The 20,248-nt window shown below is 66.8% G+C and carries 21 protein-coding genes; 12 read left to right on the forward strand and 9 right to left on the reverse strand.

From position 1 onward, the window contains the following. Positions 1-9: 9 nt before the first annotated feature. From HQN78_RS17395 to HQN78_RS17420, 6 genes are all read left to right on the forward strand, one after another. Positions 10-429: a VOC family protein gene (locus tag HQN78_RS17395; RefSeq protein ID WP_235085178.1), complete on the forward strand. Its 420-nt coding sequence runs from the start codon at positions 10-12 to the stop codon at positions 427-429. Next, positions 426-1,112 (forward strand): DNA alkylation repair protein, encoded by a 687-nt coding sequence (locus HQN78_RS17400; RefSeq protein ID WP_107801467.1) that lies wholly within the window; start codon positions 426-428, stop codon positions 1,110-1,112. Before HQN78_RS17395 ends, HQN78_RS17400 begins: the two co-directional genes overlap by 4 nt. Continuing rightward, positions 1,109-1,987: a phosphoribosylaminoimidazolesuccinocarboxamide synthase gene (locus tag HQN78_RS17405; protein WP_235085181.1), complete on the forward strand. Its 879-nt coding sequence runs from the start codon at positions 1,109-1,111 to the stop codon at positions 1,985-1,987. Before HQN78_RS17400 ends, HQN78_RS17405 begins: the two co-directional genes overlap by 4 nt. 232 nt (positions 1,988-2,219) lie before the next feature. Then, entirely contained in the window at positions 2,220-2,765 is a 546-nt protein-coding gene (locus tag HQN78_RS17410; protein WP_107801465.1) for a cysteine hydrolase family protein, read from the forward strand. 9 nt (positions 2,766-2,774) lie between these two features. Then, complete coding sequence (locus HQN78_RS17415) at positions 2,775-3,122, forward strand: GNAT family N-acetyltransferase (RefSeq protein WP_235085184.1); 348 nt, start codon at positions 2,775-2,777, stop codon at positions 3,120-3,122. Further along, positions 3,122-3,355, forward strand: a complete 234-nt coding sequence (locus tag HQN78_RS17420; RefSeq protein ID WP_235085187.1) for a GNAT family N-acetyltransferase — start codon at positions 3,122-3,124, stop codon at positions 3,353-3,355. The genes HQN78_RS17415 and HQN78_RS17420 overlap by 1 nt, the downstream gene beginning before the upstream one ends. A 292-nt stretch (positions 3,356-3,647) precedes the next feature. On the opposite strand, the gene HQN78_RS17425 is transcribed toward HQN78_RS17420, so the two are convergent. Next, positions 3,648-4,019, reverse strand: coding sequence for a hypothetical protein (locus HQN78_RS17425; protein WP_235085189.1), 372 nt, complete (start codon positions 4,017-4,019; stop codon positions 3,648-3,650). Between the two features lie 436 nt (positions 4,020-4,455). Between HQN78_RS17425 and HQN78_RS17430 the strand changes: the two genes are divergently transcribed. The 3 genes from HQN78_RS17430 to HQN78_RS17440 all read left to right on the forward strand — a co-directional run bounded on the left by HQN78_RS17430 (position 4,456) and on the right by HQN78_RS17440 (position 7,028). Continuing rightward, complete coding sequence (locus tag HQN78_RS17430; protein ID WP_235085191.1) at positions 4,456-5,382, forward strand: alpha/beta hydrolase; 927 nt, start codon at positions 4,456-4,458, stop codon at positions 5,380-5,382. A gap of 83 nt (positions 5,383-5,465) precedes the next feature. Beyond that, positions 5,466-6,287, forward strand: coding sequence for an SAM-dependent methyltransferase (locus HQN78_RS17435; RefSeq protein WP_107801461.1), 822 nt, complete (start codon positions 5,466-5,468; stop codon positions 6,285-6,287). A gap of 306 nt (positions 6,288-6,593) precedes the next feature. After that, positions 6,594-7,028 (forward strand): lysozyme, encoded by a 435-nt coding sequence (locus HQN78_RS17440; protein WP_227106263.1) that lies wholly within the window; start codon positions 6,594-6,596, stop codon positions 7,026-7,028. Positions 7,029-7,118: 90 nt separating this feature from the next. Here HQN78_RS17440 and HQN78_RS17445 read toward each other — a convergent pair whose 3' ends face one another. From HQN78_RS17445 to HQN78_RS17480, 8 genes are all read right to left on the reverse strand, one after another. Further along, entirely contained in the window at positions 7,119-7,556 is a 438-nt protein-coding gene (locus HQN78_RS17445) for a DUF2846 domain-containing protein (protein ID WP_200123092.1), read from the reverse strand. Positions 7,557-7,675: 119 nt separating this feature from the next. After that, positions 7,676-8,773 carry an AAA family ATPase gene (locus HQN78_RS17450; RefSeq protein WP_107801458.1) on the reverse strand — a complete coding sequence of 366 codons (1,098 nt, stop codon included), beginning with the start codon at positions 8,771-8,773 and terminating at the stop codon, positions 7,676-7,678. Between the two features lie 49 nt (positions 8,774-8,822). Continuing rightward, positions 8,823-9,650 carry a S1/P1 nuclease gene (locus HQN78_RS17455; RefSeq protein ID WP_235085194.1) on the reverse strand — a complete coding sequence of 276 codons (828 nt, stop codon included), beginning with the start codon at positions 9,648-9,650 and terminating at the stop codon, positions 8,823-8,825. 188 nt (positions 9,651-9,838) lie between these two features. Then, a complete protein-coding gene (gene tauD / locus HQN78_RS17460) occupies positions 9,839-10,669 on the reverse strand; it encodes a taurine dioxygenase (protein ID WP_107801454.1) in 831 nt (276 codons plus the stop codon). Positions 10,670-10,724: 55 nt separating this feature from the next. Beyond that, positions 10,725-11,597 (reverse strand): taurine ABC transporter permease TauC, encoded by an 873-nt coding sequence (gene tauC / locus HQN78_RS17465; protein ID WP_227106254.1) that lies wholly within the window; start codon positions 11,595-11,597, stop codon positions 10,725-10,727. Beyond that, positions 11,584-12,378, reverse strand: a complete 795-nt coding sequence (locus HQN78_RS17470; protein ID WP_107802110.1) for a taurine ABC transporter ATP-binding protein — start codon at positions 12,376-12,378, stop codon at positions 11,584-11,586. The genes tauC and HQN78_RS17470 overlap by 14 nt, the downstream gene beginning before the upstream one ends. Positions 12,379-12,394: 16 nt before the next feature. Then, positions 12,395-13,405 (reverse strand): taurine ABC transporter substrate-binding protein, encoded by a 1,011-nt coding sequence (gene tauA, locus HQN78_RS17475; protein WP_235085196.1) that lies wholly within the window; start codon positions 13,403-13,405, stop codon positions 12,395-12,397. A 247-nt stretch (positions 13,406-13,652) separates the two neighbouring features. After that, on the reverse strand, positions 13,653-16,262 hold the full coding sequence (locus HQN78_RS17480) for a glycoside hydrolase family 15 protein (protein ID WP_235085199.1): 2,610 nt from the start codon (positions 16,260-16,262) through the stop codon (positions 13,653-13,655). A 232-nt stretch (positions 16,263-16,494) separates the two neighbouring features. Here HQN78_RS17480 and HQN78_RS17485 point away from each other — a divergent pair, with 232 nt between their 5' ends. From HQN78_RS17485 to HQN78_RS17495, 3 genes are all read left to right on the forward strand, one after another. Then, positions 16,495-18,099: an FAD-binding protein gene (locus tag HQN78_RS17485; protein WP_235085201.1), complete on the forward strand. Its 1,605-nt coding sequence runs from the start codon at positions 16,495-16,497 to the stop codon at positions 18,097-18,099. A gap of 178 nt (positions 18,100-18,277) precedes the next feature. Further along, entirely contained in the window at positions 18,278-18,493 is a 216-nt protein-coding gene (locus HQN78_RS17490) for a hypothetical protein (RefSeq protein WP_235085203.1), read from the forward strand. After that, entirely contained in the window at positions 18,469-20,232 is a 1,764-nt protein-coding gene (locus HQN78_RS17495; protein WP_235085205.1) for a hypothetical protein, read from the forward strand. Before HQN78_RS17490 ends, HQN78_RS17495 begins: the two co-directional genes overlap by 25 nt. The last annotated feature ends 16 nt before the right edge of the window (positions 20,233-20,248 follow it).

The raw sequence follows: 20,248 nt of genomic DNA on the forward strand, positions 1-20,248 counted from the left end.
TTTTTCGCCATGAAGCTGAACGGACTCAATCACCTGACCCTGGCGGTGCGCGATCTGGAGCGCGCCTGGGACTTCTACGCCCTCACCCTGGGTTGCCAGCCCCATGCGCGCTGGGACGGCGGCGGCTACCTGAGCCTGGGCGGCCTGTGGCTGTGCCTGTCCTTGGACCCGGCCGCCGCGCCAGCCCCCGGCTACACCCATTACGCCTTCGGCGTGGACACCGCCGACTTCCCGGCCTGGCGCGAACGCCTGGCCGCCGCCGGCGTCCGTCAATGGCGGGACAACCGCAGCGAAGGCGACTCGCTCTACTTCCTGGACCCGGACGGCCATCAGCTCGAGCTGCACGTCGGCAGCCTCGCCTCGCGGCTGGCCGCCTGCCGCGCCCGGCCTTACGCCGGCATGCGCTTCTTCGACGAGGCGCCGGCATGAACGCCGACATCGCCGCGCTGCGCGCCGGACTGAGCGCCGCCGCCGTCCCGGAACAGGCCGCGCCGATGCGCGCCTATATGCGCGGGCAGTTCGACTTTCTCGGCGTGCCCACGCCGGCGCGCCGCAAGGTGTCCACGCCCTGGATCCGCGCGCTGAAGACCCAAACCGCGGAATACTGCCTGGAGCTGGCCGAACAACTGTGGCGGCAGCCGGAACGCGAATTCCAATACGCGGCGGTGGACCTGCTGACCGCGCGCGCCGAGGCACTGCCGGCCGCCAGCCTGCCGCGGCTGCTGACCCTGGCCGCCGCCAAGCCCTGGTGGGACTGCGTGGACGGCTTGGCCGCCTGGGTGGTCGGCACGCTCGCGCGCCAACACCGCGATCTGCAACACGATATGGACGCGCTCAGCGGCGACGCCGACTTCTGGCTGCGCCGCGTCGCCATCCTGCACCAGCTGCGCTGGAAAACCGACACCGACGCCGAACGCCTGTTCCGCTACTGCGCCGCCAATGCCGGCGACGCCGAATTCTTCATTCGCAAGGCCATAGGCTGGGCCTTGCGCGAATACGCTTACACCGACGCCCGCGCCGTGCGCGCCTTTGTCGCGGCCACGCCGCTATCCGGGCTCAGCCGGCGCGAAGCCTTGAAACACATTGCCCGCTCCACCGAGGATTTCCGATGACCGGACTCAACACCACCCAACTGACCAGCTTGAAGAAAATCTACTCCGGCAAGGTCCGCGACCTGTACGAGATCGACGACCAGCGCATGCTGATGATCGCCACCGACCGGCTGTCCGCCTTCGACGTGATCCTGGACGATCCCATTCCCGGCAAGGGCCAGATCCTCACCGCCATCTCCAACTTCTGGTTCGACAAGCTCAAAGAGCTGGTGCCCTGCCACCTGACCGGCGACGCGCCGGAAGACGTGGTTTCCGCCGCCGACCTGCCGCAAGTGACCGGCCGCGCCGTGGTGGCCAAGCGCCTGAAACCAGTGCCGATCGAAGCCGTGGTGCGCGGCTACCTGGCCGGCTCCGGCTGGAAGGAATACCGCCAGAGCGGCACCGTCTGCGGCCTGGCGCTGCCGGCCGGCCTGCGCGAGGCCGACAAGCTGCCCGAACCCATCTTCACCCCGTCCACCAAGGCGGCGGTGGGCGACCACGACGAAAACATCAGCTACCAGCGCTGCGAAGAAATCGTCGGCGCCGAACTGGCCGCCCAGGTGCGCGACACCGCGATCAAGCTCTACCGCGCCGCCGCCGAATTCGCCGCCAGCCGCGGCATCATCATCTGCGACACCAAGTTCGAGTTCGGCCTGGACGAAAACGGCGTGCTGACGCTGATGGACGAGGCGCTGACCCCGGACTCCAGCCGCTTCTGGCCGGCGGACAGCTACGCGCCGGGCGGCAACCCGCCGTCCTTCGACAAGCAGTTCGTCCGCGACTGGCTGGAAGCCTCCGGCTGGAACAAGCAGGCGCCGGCACCGACGGTGCCGCTGGAAGTGCGCGAGAAGACCGCGGCCAAGTATAAGGAAGCGCTGGACAGGCTGACCGCCTGAGAACCTGCTTACGATCTGCTGCGCGTCGGCGATACGGCGTTGAAAACCGTTTCGAAATGCTCATGTACCGTATGTACACTCCGCTTCTTCAGCCATTTTCGCCTTGTCTCGCCTTAGCTCGCGAGATCGTAAACAGATTCCAAGTTTCCACCCAAGCCCCGCCCCGGCGGGGCTTGCTTTTTGCCGCGTTTCATATGACATTGGCGACTCAATCCCGCGACAGGAAACCCCGATGAAAACCGCCCTGCTGATCATCGACGTGCAAAGCGGCATGTTCGACCACGAACCCCGCGCCGACCACGCCGACGCCGTCATCGCCCGCCTCAATCAACTGGCCGCCGCCGCGCGCGCGGCCGGAACGCCGGTGGTCTGGGTTCAACACGAACGCGCCAGCGCGCCGCTGATCCACGGCTCGGCGGAATGGCAGCTGGCCCGCGGCCTGGACGCCCAGCCGGACGACCACTACCTGCGCAAGACCACGCCGGACTCCTTCCTGCGCACCGGCCTGCATCAGCAACTGCAACAATGGGGCGTCGGCCAACTGGTCATCGCCGGCTACGCCAGCGAATTCTGCATCGACACCACCACCCGCAGCGCGGCGGCCCACGGCTACGCCATCATCCTGGCCAGCGACGCGCACACCACCCACGACAAGGACCACGCCAGCGCCGCCCAAATCCGCGCCCATGAAAACGCCACCCTGCCCAAGCTGGGCAGCTTCGGCGTGCCCATCCTGCTGCGCGCGGCGGCCGAGATCGCCTTCCCCGCCAGCGCCTGACCGCCCCGCATGCCCATCGCCCAGCCCACCCTCAACACGCCGCGCCTGCTGCTGTTGCCGGCTCAGCCGGCGCAGGCGCGCGCGATGCTGGATTTCCACGTCCGCAACCGCCAGCACTTCGAACCCTGGGACCCCAAGCCCGGCGACATGTTCTTCACCGAGCTGTACTGGACCATGCAGCTGCGCCAGCGCGCGCGCGACTGGGAAGAAGGCCGCGGCGGCCGCTTCCTGCTGGCCCTGCACGCCGAGCCGGAACGGGTGATCGGCAGCGTCGGCCTCAGCAATATCAGCCGCGGCGCCTTCCAATCCTGTCACCTGGGCTATGGCTGGACCAGCACTGCCAAGGCCAGGGCCTGATGCGCGAAGCGCTGGAAGCGGTGATACGCTGCGCCTTCGACACCCTCAAGCTGCACCGGGTCCAGGCCAACTACCAGCCGCACAATCTGCGCAGCGCCGGCCTGCTCAAACGCCTGGGCTTCGAGATCGAAGGCCACGCCAAGAACTACCTCTATCTGAACGGCGCCTGGCGCGACCACGTGCTGAGCTCGCGGCTGAATCCGGACTTCGACCCGGAACACATGCTGGCCTGAGCGCCTGTCCACCATCCGCTGCGCATCAGTAGGACGAGTAGCCACAAAAGCCTGTGCACGACCTGTTCAGTGTTTTGGCCCTGGCTTGGCGCACAGGACACCGCCTATCCGAAGCTCTCCAAGACCGCCGCGTGGGTATCGCTGCGCTCCACCCACCCTACCCCTGGCCAACGACCGCACGTAGGGTGGGTGGAGCCGCAGGCGATACCCACCGGCACCCGCAGTTGAGGATCACGCCAACCAAAGCGAAACAAGGCCTTGCTCGCGACACGCAACGGATCGTAAACAGGTTCTAAGACGTCACCGTCTCCAGCCTCTCCATCGCCCCCTGCAAACGCTGCTGCAAAGGCTCCAGCAAGGCCCACAGCGCCTTGCCGCGCACTTGCGCGTTTTCGGTGTGACGCAGCATCAACAGCACCGCGCCCAAGGCCTCATTGCATTGACGCAGCTCTTCGGCGATATCGTCGTAATGCTCGCAGCAACGGGCTAAATGAATCAGAACGGGATCGATGGCGGCAAGCGCAGTATTTTCCGAACGCAGACCTTGCAGATGTTTGACGGTCTTGATCAGACGGCTGGCCGCTGGGAGAGCGGCTGGAGATTGAGCGGCCTCCTTGGGCGGAGGCGGTTTGGAAAGCAGGGATAGAACTGACAATATCGGCATGACGGGCTCCTACTGAACAGAGCGCCTGCCACCCCGCTTCCAATCAAGATGGGCAGGCATATGGCAGGGTTGGAAGACAGGCGAGTAGGAGCCAGCAGGCCAAAGGCCTCCCTGCCATAACCTGCCCTGATGGGCGCAGCTATAGCGTGGCATTGGGATGGTGAATCCCTCCTACTCAATTCAGGCTTCCATTCCTGATGCCGCGCTGTATGAAACGGCACGCGGCTCATGGTGCCCACCCAGCTTGGTCTGGTCAAGCGCGGCGCGTCCGGGAAGGCCTAGCAAAACGGCCCCCACCCCATGGCGGCGAACAGGCCAGGACATTTGGATAGCGCTTGCCAGCATCCTTGCGCCATGTTCTGCTGTGAAGCCGCCGCTTCGCCGCAACCCTGATGCCGCGGCGCAGTCAAAACAGGCCATAAAAGGGCTCAACACCATGCAAACCTTCCATCTGAACGCCGACGACGGGGAAATCCTGCACGCCGCCTGCTGGCTGCCGGACGGCGCGCCGCGCGCCGTGGTGCTGATCTCCCACGGCATGAGCGAATACGCGGTGCGCTACCACCGCTTCGCCCAGACCCTGAGCGCCGCCGGCTACGCCGTCTACGCCCACGACCATCGCGGCCACGGCGCCGCGCCGCGGCTGCGCGGCCATTTCTCTGCCGACGGCGGCTGGGACAAGGTGGTGGCCGACGTGGACACCCTGCGCCGCCACGCCGCGGAACGCCATCCCGGCCTGCGGGTGGCGCTGTTCGGCCACAGCATGGGCTCCTTCATCGCCCGCGCCTATTTCCTGCGCCACGGCGCGGCGCTGTCCGGCCTGGTCCTGTCCGCCACCGGCTACCGCCAGCGGCCGCTGGCCTGGCTGCTGCGCGGCCTGGCTCGGCTGGTGGCCCGCTTCGGCAGCCCGGAACGCCCCAGCCGGCTGCTGGCGCGGCTGGTCTTCGGCAGCTTCAACCTGGGCTTTCTGCCCGCCCGCACCGGCATGGACTGGCTGAGCCGCGACCCGGCGGAAGTGGACAAATACCTAGCGGACCCGCTATGCGGCTTCGACCCCTGCCCCGGCCTGTGGATAGATTTGTTCGGCGGCATCATCGCCATGGAACGCGGCGAGGCGAGCGGCGACAGCCTGCCGCGCCGCTGTCCGGTCTGGCTGCTGGCCGGCAGCCGCGACCCGGTCAGCCTGGGCAAGCTGGGCCTGGGCCAGCTGGAAATCCGCTACCGCGAAGCCGGCCTGCTGGACGTGCAGACCACGGTCTACCCCGGCGGCCGCCACGAAATGCTGAACGAAACCAACCGCGTGGAAGTGGAGCAGGACATGCTGCGCTGGCTGGAGCGGATCAGCGCGCAGCCGGCCAGTTAGACAGGCGCATTGAAACCAGCGCCCAAGCGCGCCGGCGCGAATTGGACTAAAATCCGGCGATTCGTTTTTCGCAGGAGGCCGCCATGAGCCTGATTCCCGAGATCAAACCGCAGCAATCGCTGGAACTGCTCAAAGAGCTGCACATCCTGACCCGCGACGGCAAGATCAACCAGGACACCCGCCGCAAGCTGAAACAGGTTTACCACCTGTACCAGTTCATCGAGCCGCTGATGGCCGACGTGCTGGCGGAAAAAGGCGAGATGAGCCTGGCCGACCACGGCGCCGGCAAATCCTATCTGGGCTTCATCCTTTACGACCTGTTCCTGAAGGACAAGGCCGCCGGCAGCGTCTACGGCATCGAAACCCGGCCGGAACTGGTCAGCCGCTCGCAAGAGCTGGCCGCCCGCCTAGGCTTCGAACGCATGGGCTTTTTGAACCTGAGCGTGGAACAGTCGATCACCTCGGAGCAATTGCCGGAGCAGGTGGACATCATCACCGCGCTGCACGCCTGCAACACCGCCACCGACGACGCCATCCGCTTCGCGCTGGCCAAGAACGCGCGCTACATCGTGCTGGTGCCTTGCTGCCAGGCGGAAGTGGCCGGCGTGCTGCGTCAGAAGAAAAACCAGAGCTTCGGCCTGACTCCGCTGTCCGAGATGTGGCGCCACCCCATCCACACCCGCGAGTTCGGCAGCCATCTGACCAATGTGCTGCGCTGCCTGCAACTGGAAGCGCGCGGCTATCAGCTCACCGTCACCGAGCTGGTGGGCTGGGAGCACTCGATGAAGAACGAGCTGATCATCGCCAAGTACACCGGCCAGCGCAAAAACAGCGCGCGCGAACGCCAGGAAGCGATTCTGAAAGAACTGAACCTGGAAGACCTGCGCGAGCGCTTTGTGTACTGAAAGCCGCTTCAAAGTCCGCTGCGCTCCGCGAAGCCATCCCCCGATGGGATTTCCGCGTGGGTATCGCTACGCTCCACCCACCCTGCCTATAACGAGCAATCGCTCCTAGGGTGGGGGAGCCGCAGTCGGCCCCTTCCCGCCACTGACACCCGTCGCCTCGGCCCGTTTCCGGGCCCTGAGCATAATGGGAACGACGCACCCGGACCGCCCCGCGCGGCCGGTCCCGCCCCCGCCCGCTTCTCCTCCCGCCTCAGATTCTTCCGAGCGTTTCTCCGCGTCCGCCGGGGCCCTTCCCAGGAGCCCGACATGAATATCAGCGCCAACGGCGTCAAACTGATCCAGCAATTCGAAGGCCTGCGCCTCAAGGCCTACCAGGACGCGGTGGGCGTCTGGACCATAGGCTACGGCCACACCGGTCCGGACGTGACGCCGGGTCTGGTCATCAGCCAGGCCCAGGCCGACGCGCTGCTGGCGCGCGATTTGAACCGCTTCGAAACCGGCGTCTCCCGACTGGTCTCGGTGCCGCTGAACCAGAACCAGTTCGACGCGCTGCTCAGCTTCAGCTACAACCTGGGCCTGGGTTCGCTGCAGAACTCCACCCTGCTGCGCCTGCTCAATCAGCGCGACTACGCCGGCGCCGCCGCCCAGTTTCCGCGCTGGAACAAGGCCGGCGGCAAAGTGCTGCCCGGCCTCACCCGCCGCCGCGCGGCGGAGCAGGCGCTGTTTCTGCAACCGGTCTGAGCACGTGGTCTGAGCCATGAAAAAAAGCCCAAGCGTTTGCTTGGGCTCTTTTTTGGAACGCGGCGGGCTCCGCCGCGCCGCCGCCGTGTCTTATTGCGGCGACTGCACCAGTTGGGACTCTTTCACCCCTTTTTGACCTTCGGCCTCGTCAACGCTCTGCAGCTTGTTGCGAGCGTACAGCACGCCCATCTTCACTTCCTGCCAAACGTAGTAAATCTTGCCCGCCACCATGTCCAGGGTCAGGCTGGAATCGTTCTCGGCCTTGCCCACCAGCGTGTGCGAACCCGGCTCCAGATCGGCCATGATGTAGGTTTTGGCCACGGTGTCGCCCAAGGCCTTGTTGTCGGCCAGAACATTCATTTTCACGGCGGCGCCCATCGCCTCGTTGCGATAGATGTAGACGCGGGCCTTGGCCGGCTGGGCGTTGAACTGCTTGGCTTGAGCGTCCGCCTCGGGCGTGGCCAGCGTGGTGGAGGCGCAGCCGGACAGCAGGGCCAACAGAGAAGCAGCGGCAAATAGTTTTTTCACGGAAAGTTCTTTCTTATATTTAAATGGTATGGCGGCGGGGATTCTACATGCAAATATTCCGCCTCGCATCCATCCATTTTCACTTTCCGAAAATGCCGAACCGGCCTCGCGGCCCCGGCTCAATCCTCGTCCGCCAACACCGTCTCGCCGTCGCGCTGCGCCAGCATGAAACGGCGCAGCGGCCGGTGGCGCGCGATCAGCTCCGCCAAGCGCGGCGAATGGCTGGTCACCCACAGCTGGCTGTGGCGGCCGGCCTCGGCGATCAGCCGCGCCAAGGCCGGCAACAAGTCCGGGTGCAGGCTGTTTTCCGGCTCGTTCAAGGCCATGAAGGCCGGCGGACGCGGGCTGAGCAAGGCCACCGCCAGGCACAGGAAACGCAAGGTGCCGTCGGACAATTCGGCCGCCTCCAGCGGCCGCAGAATGCCGTCGCGCTGCATCAGCATCTGGAAACGGCCATGCAGCGCCTCCGTCTGGAAGCGGCTGTCCGGAAACGCGTCGGCCAGCACGCTGTGCAGCAGTTCGACGTCGCCGATCTCCACAATGGTCTGGAAAGCGGCCGCCAGGTTGCCGCCGTCGTGCGCCAGCACCGGCGAGCGGATGCCCACTTGCGGCGCGCGCGGCGGCGAGCCGGGCCACACCGCGAACTCATGGTAGAAACGCCAGCGCCGCAGCGTCTCCCGCACTTGCGACACCTCGGGATAAAGATGCGGCTCAGCCAATTGGCCGAACACCGACTCCTCGGCCTGCAGGCCCAAGGGATAGGTGGTCCTGACCCCGTCCACGCTGGTGAGAAAGGCGCTCTGATTGCGCCGCTCCAGCACCTGGGCCGAGGGGCGGCGCCCCTGGCCGGCCAGCCACAACGTCTCCTCCTTCACCAATGGGTCCAGCGAGAACAGGCTGCGGCTGGGCTCGGGGTAGCCCAGTTGCAATTCGTAGTCGTAATCGGCCAGCCGCGCCGCCAGCGCCATGCGCTTGGGCTCGCCCTTGCGGTCGCCGCGGCGCAGGCCGCCGGCCCACATCGCCTTTTGAATGCCGCCCTCTTCCGCCAGCGCCGCGGACAGGCGGCCGCAGGCGGCCTCGTGCAGCAGGCGTACCGCTTTGTAGAGATTGGATTTGCCGCAGCCGTTGGGCCCGACGACGACGTTGAGCGGCTCCAGCTCCAGCCGCAGCTGACGGATGGAACGGAAACCCTTGAGGCTGAGCTCGTGAATGGACATGGCGGCTCCGGTGACGACGGAGCCGCCATTCTAGCGCGGACGCGCCGTTTTACTGCAGCGCCTGGTTGATCACCATGGCGATGCGCGCGCCGGCCTTGACCAGCTGCTGTTTGACCAACTGAGCGCCGGCGGTCTGGTAGGTGCGGTCCAGGTAGGCCATGTCGCTGGGCGCTTGGCCGCAGCTGAAGTTGGACAGCGGGCCGTAGACCTCGCTGCGCGCGTACTGATTGGATTCCTTGATCCAGTCATTGACCTGCCCGCTCTGCCAGCCGGCGATGTTGCGCGCGTAGTACTTGAGGTTCTGCGTCGCCCAGCTCTGCTCGTTGGCGCCGCTCAAGGCCTGCTGCACCAGGGCGGTGTCCCACACCGAATGCAGATTGCCGGTCTTGTTGCTGCCGGCCAGCCGCGTCTTGACGTCGTTGCCGCCGCGGTCGTGGTTGTCGGCCGCGTGCAGCGGCTGGTGGATGTCGCCGATCATGTGGAGCAGGAAGGTCAGCGCCTGGGCGCGGGCGGACTTGCTCGCGGTTTTGTCGGCCAGCACCTTGCTGTAGCGCCCGATCTGATTGGACGCGCAGTTGCCGCTGGGACAATCGTCCTCTTCCACGCCGTCGCACACCGGTTCGTCGTTGTAATGCCATTGATCCGAGCCCGGCAGCTGCTGTTTCAATTCCTGCTTGTGCTGGTCCATGTACAAGGCCAGCTGGGCGAAGTCCGCGTTGGGGATCAATTGATTGACCGCGGCCTTGGCCTGGGGGCTCAACAATTGCTGAGCGACGTAGCCGGTGACGCGGTGGCCTTCCTGGCCCCAGGCCAGCGCTTGGGTGCTGGGCAGCGCGAAAGCGGCGGACAACAGCAGAGCGAGCGTAAATTTCTTCATGACGGTTTCTCTTGTGATTGTGATATGCCGAGACGGGCGCGCCGCCCGCCTTTTTATGGCGAACGGATATTACCCGAAAACCGTTAAATTAAGATGCCAATATCATTTCATTTGAAGATATACGCTGTACGACCCCGTAAAAAAACCCGGCAATGCCGGGTTTCCTTTTCCTGCTCATTCCGCCGCGCTCAACGCGGCCGGTCGCCCAGGATGGTGGCGCGGTGCATCACCCGCCGCTGCGGCAGGTAATCCGCCACCGCGTAATGCTGGGTCACGCGGTTGTCCCAGAACGCCAGATCGTTTTCCTTCCAGCGCCAGCGCACGGTGAATTCCGGCCGCGCGGCGTGGGCGAACAGCAGGGCCAGCAGGGCATCGCTCTCGCGCGGCGCCAGTTCCAGGATGCGGGTGGTGAAGCCCTCGTTGACGAACAGGCCCTTGCGGCCGGTGACCGGATGGGTGCGCACCACCGGGTGCACCACCGGCGGATGGTCGCGGCTGGCCTGTTGCCAGCGCGCGTATTGCGGCGTGTCCTTGAAGCGGCTTTCCGGGAAGGAATGAATAAAGCTGTGCTCGGCGCTGAGGCCGTCCAGCAGCGCGCGCAAGGCCGGCGACAGCGCGTCGTAAGCGGCGCTGTTGCTGCTCCACAGCGTGTCCCCGCCCACGTCCGGCAGCTGCCGCGCCGCCAGCACCGCGCCCAGCGGCGGGGCGGCGATGAAGGTGACGTCGGTATGCCAGTTGTCGTTGTCCGGCAGATTGTCGACATGGGTGTCCAGCACGATGATTTCCGGCTGCTCCGCCACCGTCGGGTAGACCGGATGCAGGTGCAGATCGCCGAAGCGGGCGGCGAAATCGCGCTGCTGGCGCGGCGTCAACGGCTGGTTCTCGAAGAACAATACCTGGTGGCGCAGCAGCGCCGCCTCGATCGCGTCGCGCTCGGCGCCGGACAGCGGCGCGCTCAGATCGACGCCGGAAACAATGGCCCCCAGGGCCGGGCTGATGGCTTGCAGTTGCAGGCTCATGAATGTGCTCCTTATCCGCGCGGCGGAAACCAAATCCAAAAAATCGAAAACTCGCTCAAAAACGTTCCGGCGCGGCCCAGCCGGCGAAGCGCCGCTCCGCCCAACGCAGCCCCAATTCCAGCGCCAGCGCGATCCAGGCGATGATCAGGATGCCGGCGATCACCGCGTCGGTGACCAGGAACTGGGCGGCGGACTGCACCATGAAACCCAGGCCGCGGGTGGCGGCCACCAGCTCCGCCGCCACCAGGGTGGACCAGCCCACGCCCAGGCCGATGCGCAGCCCGGTCAGAATCTCCGGCAGCGCGCTGGGCAGCACCACCAGCCGCAGCAGCTGGCCGCGGCTGGCGCCCAGCGAGCGCGCCGCCTGCAGCCGCGCCGGGTCCGCGCGGCGCACGCCGGCGGCGGTGGCGATGGCCAGCGGCGCGAAGATGGCGAGATAGATCAGCAGCACCTTGCTGGCCTCGCCAATGCCGAACCAGATCACGATCAAGGGCAGATAGGCCAGGGGCGGCACCGGCCGGTAGAACTCGATCAGCGGGTCCAGCGCCGCATGCGCGCGCCGGCTCAGGCCCATCAGCATGCCCAGCGGCACCGCGGTGGCCGCGGCCAGCAATAGCGCCAGGCCCACCCGGCCCAGGCTGGCGGCGGCGTGACGCCACAGGCTGGCGTCCATGAAGCCGTTGACCGCCAGGTCCGCCAGCCGCGCCGCCACCTGGGCCGGGCCGGGCAGGAATAGCGGCGACACCAGGCCGCCGGCGCTGGCCGCCCACCACAGCAGCAGCAGGCCGCCCACGGACAGCGCGCTGGGCCAGCGCCGACGCCAGGCGGCGAAGCGGCCGGAGAGCGGTGCGGGGGCATGGGCCGGCGGCGGCGCGCTCAGCTCGGCCTGCGCGGCCGGGCCCAATTCAGTCAGTTCAAGCGGCGGCATGGTCGGCCTCCTCGGCGCGGAAAATCCAGTCCAGCAAATGCTCGCGCATGGCGATGAAGGCGGGATCGGCCTTGATCGAGCGCGCCGATTCGCCGGCGGCGTAGCGGTGGGCGAAGCCCAGTTTCTGCCGCAGCGCGATGCGGCCGGGGCGCGGCGTCAGCACCAAGAGCTCGGTGCCGAGGAACAGCGCTTCCTCGATGCTGTGGGTGATCAGGAAGATGCCCTTGCCGCTGCGCTGCCACAGGCTGAGGATCAGCGACTGCATCTTTTCCCGGGTCAGCGCGTCCAGCGCGCCCAAGGGCTCGTCCAGCAGCAGGAAGTCGGGATCGGCCGCCAGCGCGCGCGCCAGGCCCAGGCGCTGACGCATGCCGCCGGACATCTGGCTAAGCGCGTGGCCGGCGAAGGCTTCCAGCCCCACCCAGCCCAGCATGCGGCGCGCCTCGCTTCGCCGCCGTTCGCGCGGCACCCCGCGCAGGCGCAGGCCGAAGGCGACATTGTCCTCGGCGTTGAGCCAGGGCATCAGCGCGTCGTCCTGGAACACCACGCCGCGATCCGCGCCCGGCCCGCGCACCGGCCGGCCATTGGCCAGCACCCGGCCCTGGCTGGGCGTCTGGAAGCCGGCCATCAGCCCCAGCAAGGTGGACTTGCCGCAGCCGGACGGCCCCAGGGCCACCACGATCTCGCCGGAACGCAGCTCCAGCGACACCCGGTCCAGCGCCTGCACCGGGCCGGACGGCCCGGCGTAGCTGACGCCGGCGTTTTCCACGATCAAGCTCGCCATCGCGGCCTCCTCGCGCTCAGCGCGGCTGCGCCAGCCGCACGAAGCGCGGCTCGACATAGGCTTGATAATCCGGCAGCACCGCTTCCACCTTCTTCTGTTCCTTCAGGAACAAGGCAGTGTCGCGCAGCGCCTTGGCGGTGCCGCCGCCCAGCAAGCGCGGCGACAGCTGCTCCTGCGCCAGCGGAAAGCGGCTGCCGGCCAGCAGGCCGGGAATCTGCGCCGGATCGGCCCCGGTCAGCCGCGCGATCTTGGCCACCTGCGGCGAGCCGGCGCTCCAGGCCGCCGGCTTGGCGCGGTAATCGGCGAAGGCCTGCAAGGTCACCTTGGCGAAGGCGGCCAGCGCCTGCGGCTGGGCGGCGGCGAAATCCTTGCGCGCCACCCAGGCTTCGAAAGTGGGCGCGCCCCACTGCCCCACTTGTTCGGAATTGACCAGCACCGAGCCGGTTTTCAGCGCCTGGCTCAAGGCCGGGTCCCAGACATAGGCGGCGTCGATGTCGCCGCGCTGCCAGGCGGCGCTGATCTCGGACGGGCGCAGATTGACGATGGACAGCTTGGCCGGGTCCAGCTTCCAGTGCTTGAGCGCGGCCAGCAGGCTGTAATGGGTGGTGGAGACATAGGGCACCGCCACTTTTTTGCCGATCAGGTCCCGCGGGGTCTTGATGCCGCTGCCCTTGCGCGCCACCAGCGCTTCGGAGTTGCCGATCTCGGCGACGATCAGAAAGGTCTGGATCGGCAGCTGGCGGGTGGCGGCGGCACTGAGCGGGCTGGAGCCCAGATCGGCGATATGCACATCGCCGGAGGCCAGCGCGGCCAGCACTTCCGCGCCGCTCTCGAACTTGCGCCATTGCAGCGGCCGGCCGATGGCTTTTTCATACAAGCCGTCGGCCTGGGCCACTTTGGAGGGATCGACCCCGGTCTGATAACCGATGACGATGGGCGCCTCGGCGGCGTGTGCCGCCAAGGCGAGGAAGGACAGGCTGGCGAGGCTGAGCGCCAGCAGGGAACGGCGGGAGATGAACATGGGCATGGCGAGTTCCTGAACAAGGGGGACTCAGCACACTATAAAAGCCATGTTTAATATCAAAAAGTAATTAAATTTGCTTTCAATATTCCAAATAAATCAATATCGTATTGGAGCCTGTTCAAAGTCTCGCGAGCAAGAGCGAGACAAGGCGAAAACGAGCGAAAAAGCGGAATGTACACGTGGTACATGAGCATTTTGAGTTCGTTTTCAACGCCGTATCGCCGACGCGCAGCAGATCGTAAACAGGTTCTTACCAGTTCACCTGATCACTCAGCGTCAGCCCGCCGGCCGGCGCCTGCAACACCCGGTTGCCGGCGCGCTGCTCCCAGCTCACGCTGCCGTCGGCGTTCTTGCGGTAGTACTTGTACTCGATGCGCTGGCCGGCCGGCAGATTGACCCGGGTCTTCCACAGCGGGTAGGCCGCCGCGTCCGCCGGCAGGCCCAGATCGGTGTTCCAATTGCCCAAGGCGCGCGCCGCGCCGGTCACATACAGCTGCTGCCCCCAGCTGGTATCGGCGGCGGCCTGGATCTCCACCGTCGCCTCTCCGGCCTTGGGTTCCACCCGGCAGGCGTAGTAACGCGCGCAGGCGGCTTCCGGCAGATCGACGACGCGTCCGGCGCGGATGGAGGCCAGCAGGCTGATGTACTCGCCCATCGCCCAACTCAGCGGCGCGATCGAGCGGGTGGGCGTGCCGGCGCGGTTGCCGGCCGGCGTCTCCACCGCCCAGCCGTCCGGCAGCACCGCGCTGTGCGGCCACACCTGCTCCGGCAGCATGCCCTCCGGCGTGGCCAGTTGCTTCAAGGCGGCCAGATAGGGCTGGCCGGCCGCGCCGCCGCCTTGGCGCGCAATCTCGTAGACGCCGCGCTCCGCGGTGAAGATGGGCCACAACCGACCCACCCCGCTGCCGGCGAAATCGCCGCCGTCGTTGCGTTCGCCGTAGCCGTCGAAGTTGTAGCGGAACCAGGCGTTGACCGGCAAAGCCGGCACGCCGGGCAGCTCCAGCCGCTGACCCAGCACCGCGTCGTAAATGCCCAGCGTGGCGAGCACCGCCGGATCGTCGGCGCGCTTCACCCCCATGCGCACCAGTTCCAGGAAGCCGCCGTCCACCACCCGGCGCGCGTCGCGGCTGCCGCCGCCGTTCTTCACTTCCAGCGCCTGCGGCGTGTCCGGGCCCAGCATCGGCGCCTGGCCGGCGCGACCGGCCCCGCCGGCGCGCGCGGACGGATTGAGGCGCAGATAATAACGGCCGTCGCCAAAGCCGCCGCTGCGGGTGAAGGTCCAGGCGTCCACGTTCTGCTGCCAGTAATCGGCGGCGGACAGATAGCGCGCGGCGCTGGCGTCGTCGCCGTTGGCGCGGGCGATGTCGGCGGCGGCGGCCAGGCCGGCGATCTGCGCCGCCAGCGTGGACGGCGAATAGCCGCTGTTTTCCTCCCAGCGCTCCTGGTAGGTCCACGGCCCGGCGTTCAGGATGTAGTCAGCGGCCAGCTTGATGCGCGGCCACAGCGGCGAATACACCGCCGGCCCCTGGCGCCAGGCCAGCAGGATGGGCATGGCCTGCTCGTCCATCTGGGTGCCCTGCCAATACTGCGCGCCGCTGACCCAGGCGTTTTGCGGAAAGCGGCCGTTGCGGCTGAAGCCGTCCGGGCAGCCGGCGGCGTCATATTCCGCCGCGCCGCAGTCGCGGCGCTGCTGCAAGGTGTTGAACAGATAATCCGTCACCCGCGCGGCGGTGGCGCGGTCGCCGGCGGTGAGCAGGGCGTTGGCGAACTTGAACAGATCGCGCGGCCACACCAGGTGATAGCCGCCGGCGTTGGCGTCGCCCTGGCTGGCGCCCCACGGCGTGCCCAGACCGGCCACCATCGCGCCGCTGGCCTTGTCCTGCATGGTTTTCAGCGTCATCGCCGCCAGGTAGTAGCCGTCGTCGGCGCTGCCGCCCTGATCGGACAGGCCGGCGGCGTAAGCCTGCCAGCCGGCGTCGTAGCGCCGCTGCGCCGCGCCCAGGTCACCGCCCAGCGCCGCCTCGGCCGCGTCCAGCGCCTGCCCCTGGCTGGCGCCGAAGCCCAGCACCACGTCGAAGGACACGCTGGCCGCGCGCGGGTCGCCCAGTTCCAGCCAGCCCATCTGTGCCACATTGCCGTTGCCGGCGGAATCGAAAGTCCAGTCCATGCGCTTGTCGGCGCCGCCGCCCAGCAGATCGGTCCAGCCGTCGCTGAGGCCGACAAAACCGTTGGACAGCATGCGGCGGCCATTCTGCGTCTTCCACGGCAAGCTGCTCAGCAGCGCCGAGGCGCGCTGATTGCGGCTGGCCGCCAAGGCCGCGCCGCCGCCGGCGCGCGCCAGGGTGGCGGCGCTATTGCCGGCGCCGGCGTTGTCCAGATAGGGTTTGAACAGCAGATAAAGCCGGAAATCACCGACGCGGCGGCCGTCCAGCGCGCTGAAGGTGACGCGCTGGATCAGCGCGTCGCGCGCCGGATCAGTGAAGATGCGCTTGCTGATGCGCCAGTGATGGGCCGGGTTGCCGGTCTGCGCCTGCCAGCTCATGCTGCGCGGATGCAGCCGCTGCACGCGGTAGTCCTGCCGCTTTTCCTCGTCGACGAAGCCGCCGCCGGCGTCGCCCACCAGGAATTGCAGATCCACCGCCGCCTGGGTGTCCACCGCCGGGTAGAACACCTCGGACACCACACCGCGATAGCCGGTGAAATACACCCGCGACGGCCCCTCCGTCGCCACGCCCACGAAAGACTTGGCCGCCGGGCCGCGCACCGCCGTCAGTCCCGGCGCGCCAAACGCCTCGCCGGCCTGCGCCGCGCCACCCAAACCGCCCAACAGCAGGGCCAGGCCCATCCATTGCTTGATCATGTCCGCTCGCTCCTGATTTTGGCAGGGAGCGTAGCAAAACAACATCCAAATGTCATTTCATGCCAGAACAAAATCCCACGGATTCAAGCATAGTCACCGGGAAATGAAACGTTAAAACAGGCAATGCCGCCAAGCTCAGCATTTGCCAGCCTCGCCCTCTCACCGCTCGTCTATAAAACAATGTCATTCAAAACGCATAGCCGCCGTCGCGGCCGCACAAGGAGAAGAGCGCATGGGCCTGAATGCCATCACCCCGGACGACCCCCGTTACGAAACGCTGAAAAAAGGCTTCAATCTGCGCTGGCCGGAGGCCGGCCAGGCCGCCGGCGGCATCGTCGTCTGCAGCGACGAGAACGAAGCCGCCGCCGCCTTGCAATACGCGTTGGACCACCGTCTCAAACCCACCATCCGCAGCGGCGGCCATTGCTACGAGGGCTTCGTCAGCAACAACCCCGGCGGCCTGATCATAGACATCGGCCAGCTCTCCGGCCTGCGCCGCGACGTGACGGCGGATGGCCGCCGTTACGGCTTTCAGCTCTTGGCCGGCAATCAGAACTGGGACGGCTATGTCGGCCTGTACAAGCTCACCGGCAAGACCGTGCCCGGCGGCTCTTGCTACTCGGTGGGCGCCGGCGGCCATATCAGCGGCGGCGGCTACGGCCTGCTGTCGCGGCTGCAAGGCCTGACCGTGGATTGGCTGAGCGCGGTGGACATTCTGCTGGCGGACGGCGGCAAGGCGCGCAAGGTCCACGCCCGCGCCGACAATGAATTCGCCGACCTGCTCAAGCTGTGCAAGGGCGCCGGCGGCGGCAACGTCGGCCTGATCACCAGCTATTACTTCGACGATCTGCCGCCGGCGCCGCAACAGGTGGGCGTACAGCTCTTACAATTCGACTGGAACGATTTCCAGGACCTGGGCCGCTTCACCGCCTTGCTGCAGACCTATGGCGAGTATTGGCTGGAAGCGGACCGCCAGCCCGAAGGCTACGGCCTGTTCAGCCTGCTCAAGCTCACCCATGTCAGCGCCAAAAATCTGGGGCTGGTGGTGCAGTACACGGACCGGGACGGCAAGCTGAACGACACCGCGCCGTTCAATGATTTTTACCAACGCATCGCGCAAGTGGCCTCGCCGCAATTGCTGAACACCTATCTGCCCGGCGGCGGCCATCTGCCCCACATCCCGCACCGCTCGCCGCCCAGAAACAGCGCGCCCTTGCCGGAACACGCGCAGGCGATGGACTGGCTGTACGCCACCCAGACGCTGAACGGCTCCGGCAACAATCAGCGCGGCAAGTACAAATCCGCCTATATGAAACAGAACTTCAGCCAGACCGAGTGCAAGGCGATCCACCGGCATCTGAACACCCATCCCCACGATCTGGACTTCTCCCAATCGCTGCTGCAAGTGGACTCCTACGGCGGCGCGATCAACCGCCGCGGCGCCGGCAACAACGGCTTCGATCCGGCCGACAACCAGACCGCTGTGCCGCAGCGCGCCTCGGTGATGAAGCTGCAATACCAGAGCTACTGGACCGACCCGGCCAACGACGCCAAGCATGTGCGCTGGATGCGCGAGTTCTTCGACGCCGTCTACGCCGCCGACGGCTTCAACGGCACGCCCTACCCGGCCTCGGCGGCCTTGCCGGATTCGCCCTACGAAGGCTGCTACATCAACTACCCGGACGTGGACATGCTGAACGGCGCTCAGCCGGGCACGCCCGGCTATAGCTGGGGCGAGCTGTATTACGGCGTGCTGTATCCGGAGCTGACGGCGATCAAGCGCAAATACGACCCGGGCAATGTCTTCAATCACGCGATGTCGCTGGGCGCGGAATAAGCGCCCGGCTCCGGCCGGCGCGGGACACGCGCCGGCCTCCTGTCCTTTCCCTCCGGCCCCCTCCTGGCCTAAAGAACATTGCCCTTATGGCCAGCGCCGCCTATACCCGCGCTATGCCCATGGAATTAAATCGCCTACAAAAGCCGTCAGCGGATTTTCCTGCCGGCAAGGAGCCCATATGAGCTATCTGCAGTTCCCCCGCTTGGCCTTTTCCGGCCAGTTCCAGTCCGACGTCTCCACCGTCAACAACGATCCGCGCCATTACGACAACGCCACTTTCGAACCGCGCTTTCAGGAATATCAGCAGGCGGGGACAACGGGCGCACCAAAACCTACAACGGCTGGTGGCACCCCACCGGCACCGCCATCATGCGCTTCGCCAACTGCCAGGTGAGCAGCTTGCGCGGCCCCAGCGGCATTCTGATCACCGATCCGGCGCAAGACCCGCTGCTGTCCTGCAGCGTGGGCAACGCCATCGGCAAGCCGTCCGGCAAAATGGTGGACCTGGACCCGGACTGGCAGCTGGCCTCCAGCATCTACGGCCTGGCGGTGTCCTTGCTCAAGCCGGACGGCACGCCGCTGATGACCGCCGACTACCAGAGCAACCCTTTCCGCGACCTGTGGTTCTCCCGCGCCGCCAGCCAGGGCGACAGCGCCGCCTCCGCCGTCTTTCAGTCCGTGCTCACCAATATCCAGTGGCATCTGGACGGCTTCGACAGCCCGCTGCTGGCCCGCCTGATCGAGTTGAGCGAGCAGAACCGGCTATCCATCCGGCTGACCACCTACGGCTACAGCACCACCTACAGCGACCCCGGCTTCGGCTACGGCACCGTGCTCGGCGCCATCGGCCCGGCCTATCTCGGCCAGCCGCGCTCCTTCATCCTGGGCCGCCGCTTCATGCCCACCACGCAACAGGGCAGCGATCTTGCCAGCCAGAACGGCATCGGCTGTTTCTCCTCCTGGCTGGATCAGGATACCGCCAGCCTGCAAGTGGACCTGAGCAACGCGCTGCCGCTGGACAGCCGTTATCAGGTGACGGCGCTGCCATCGCTGCAATACGCGATCCTGCACAATGAATGGACGGCGCAGGACGCGGAGATAGGGCCGGGCGACTACACCGCCATCGCCGGCGTGGACACCTCGCAGACGCTGCAAGACCAGCAGGCCGGCATCCAGTCCGTGCCGCTGAACGAGGCGCAGCTGCGGCTGGCCAATCAGCCCTTGCCGCTGGCCATCGTCCAGCCGGTGGGCGCGGAGGGACGCGCCGTGGTCTGCGTGCGCGAAGTGCTGCTGGGCAACGAGGTCCGCGCCGAGGACTTCGCCATCCGCCTGGACCCCAACCACCCGGACAAGAACCACCTGCACACCCATCTCTACGCGGCGCGCTACGGCCAGCCGCTGGCCGGCGCGGCGCTGGCCTTCTGGGCCGGCGCGCCCATGCTGGACTACGGCGACACCCCCACCGACAAGACTCAGGGCACCACCCCGCGCGCGCTGTTGCCGGTCAACAACGTGCCCAACGCCGCCGTCCGCTTCAGCCCGGCGGAACCGGTCACCGATCAGGCCGGCCGAGTCGCCGTCACCCTGCACGGGCCGGAAAGCTTCGGCACCCCGCGCGAATACATGGACGGCCAGCTGTTCACCATCAACTACAATCTGGCCGGCTCCGATCCGGCGCTGCAACAGCCCTTCGACAATTTCGCCGTCGTGGTTTTCAGCAGCTTCCCGCAGCCGGGCCAGGACATCGACCTGGACAACCCGCGCTGGGAGGACGTGCAGCCCATCCTGCAGCAATACGCCAACCTCTACCCGGTGATGAGCCAGGGCCTGTTCGACTTTTCCAAGCAAGCGGTGGCCGACGCCAGCGCCTTCATCATGCGCTTCGTGTTCGACAAGCCCATCGAAGACCCGGACCAGATGCCGGTGACGCGCGACCTGTCCGCCAGCAAGCGGCGCATGCTGATCAACTATTTCCAGAACGTGATAGACCGCACCGGCAAAACCTTCGACCGCCAGCTGATGTACGGCAAGCGCTGCCCGCTGCGCCAGAGCGCGGCTCCCAGCGAGGCCGACATCGCCGCCACCCGCGGCTCTCTGAGCACGAGCAAGAGCCGCAAGGGCAACGACGCCTGAGCGCCCAGACCGCCCC

The sequence above is a fragment of the Chromobacterium sp. Beijing genome (assembly GCF_021496765.1).
In the GTDB taxonomy this organism is placed as follows: domain Bacteria; phylum Pseudomonadota; class Gammaproteobacteria; order Burkholderiales; family Chromobacteriaceae; genus Chromobacterium.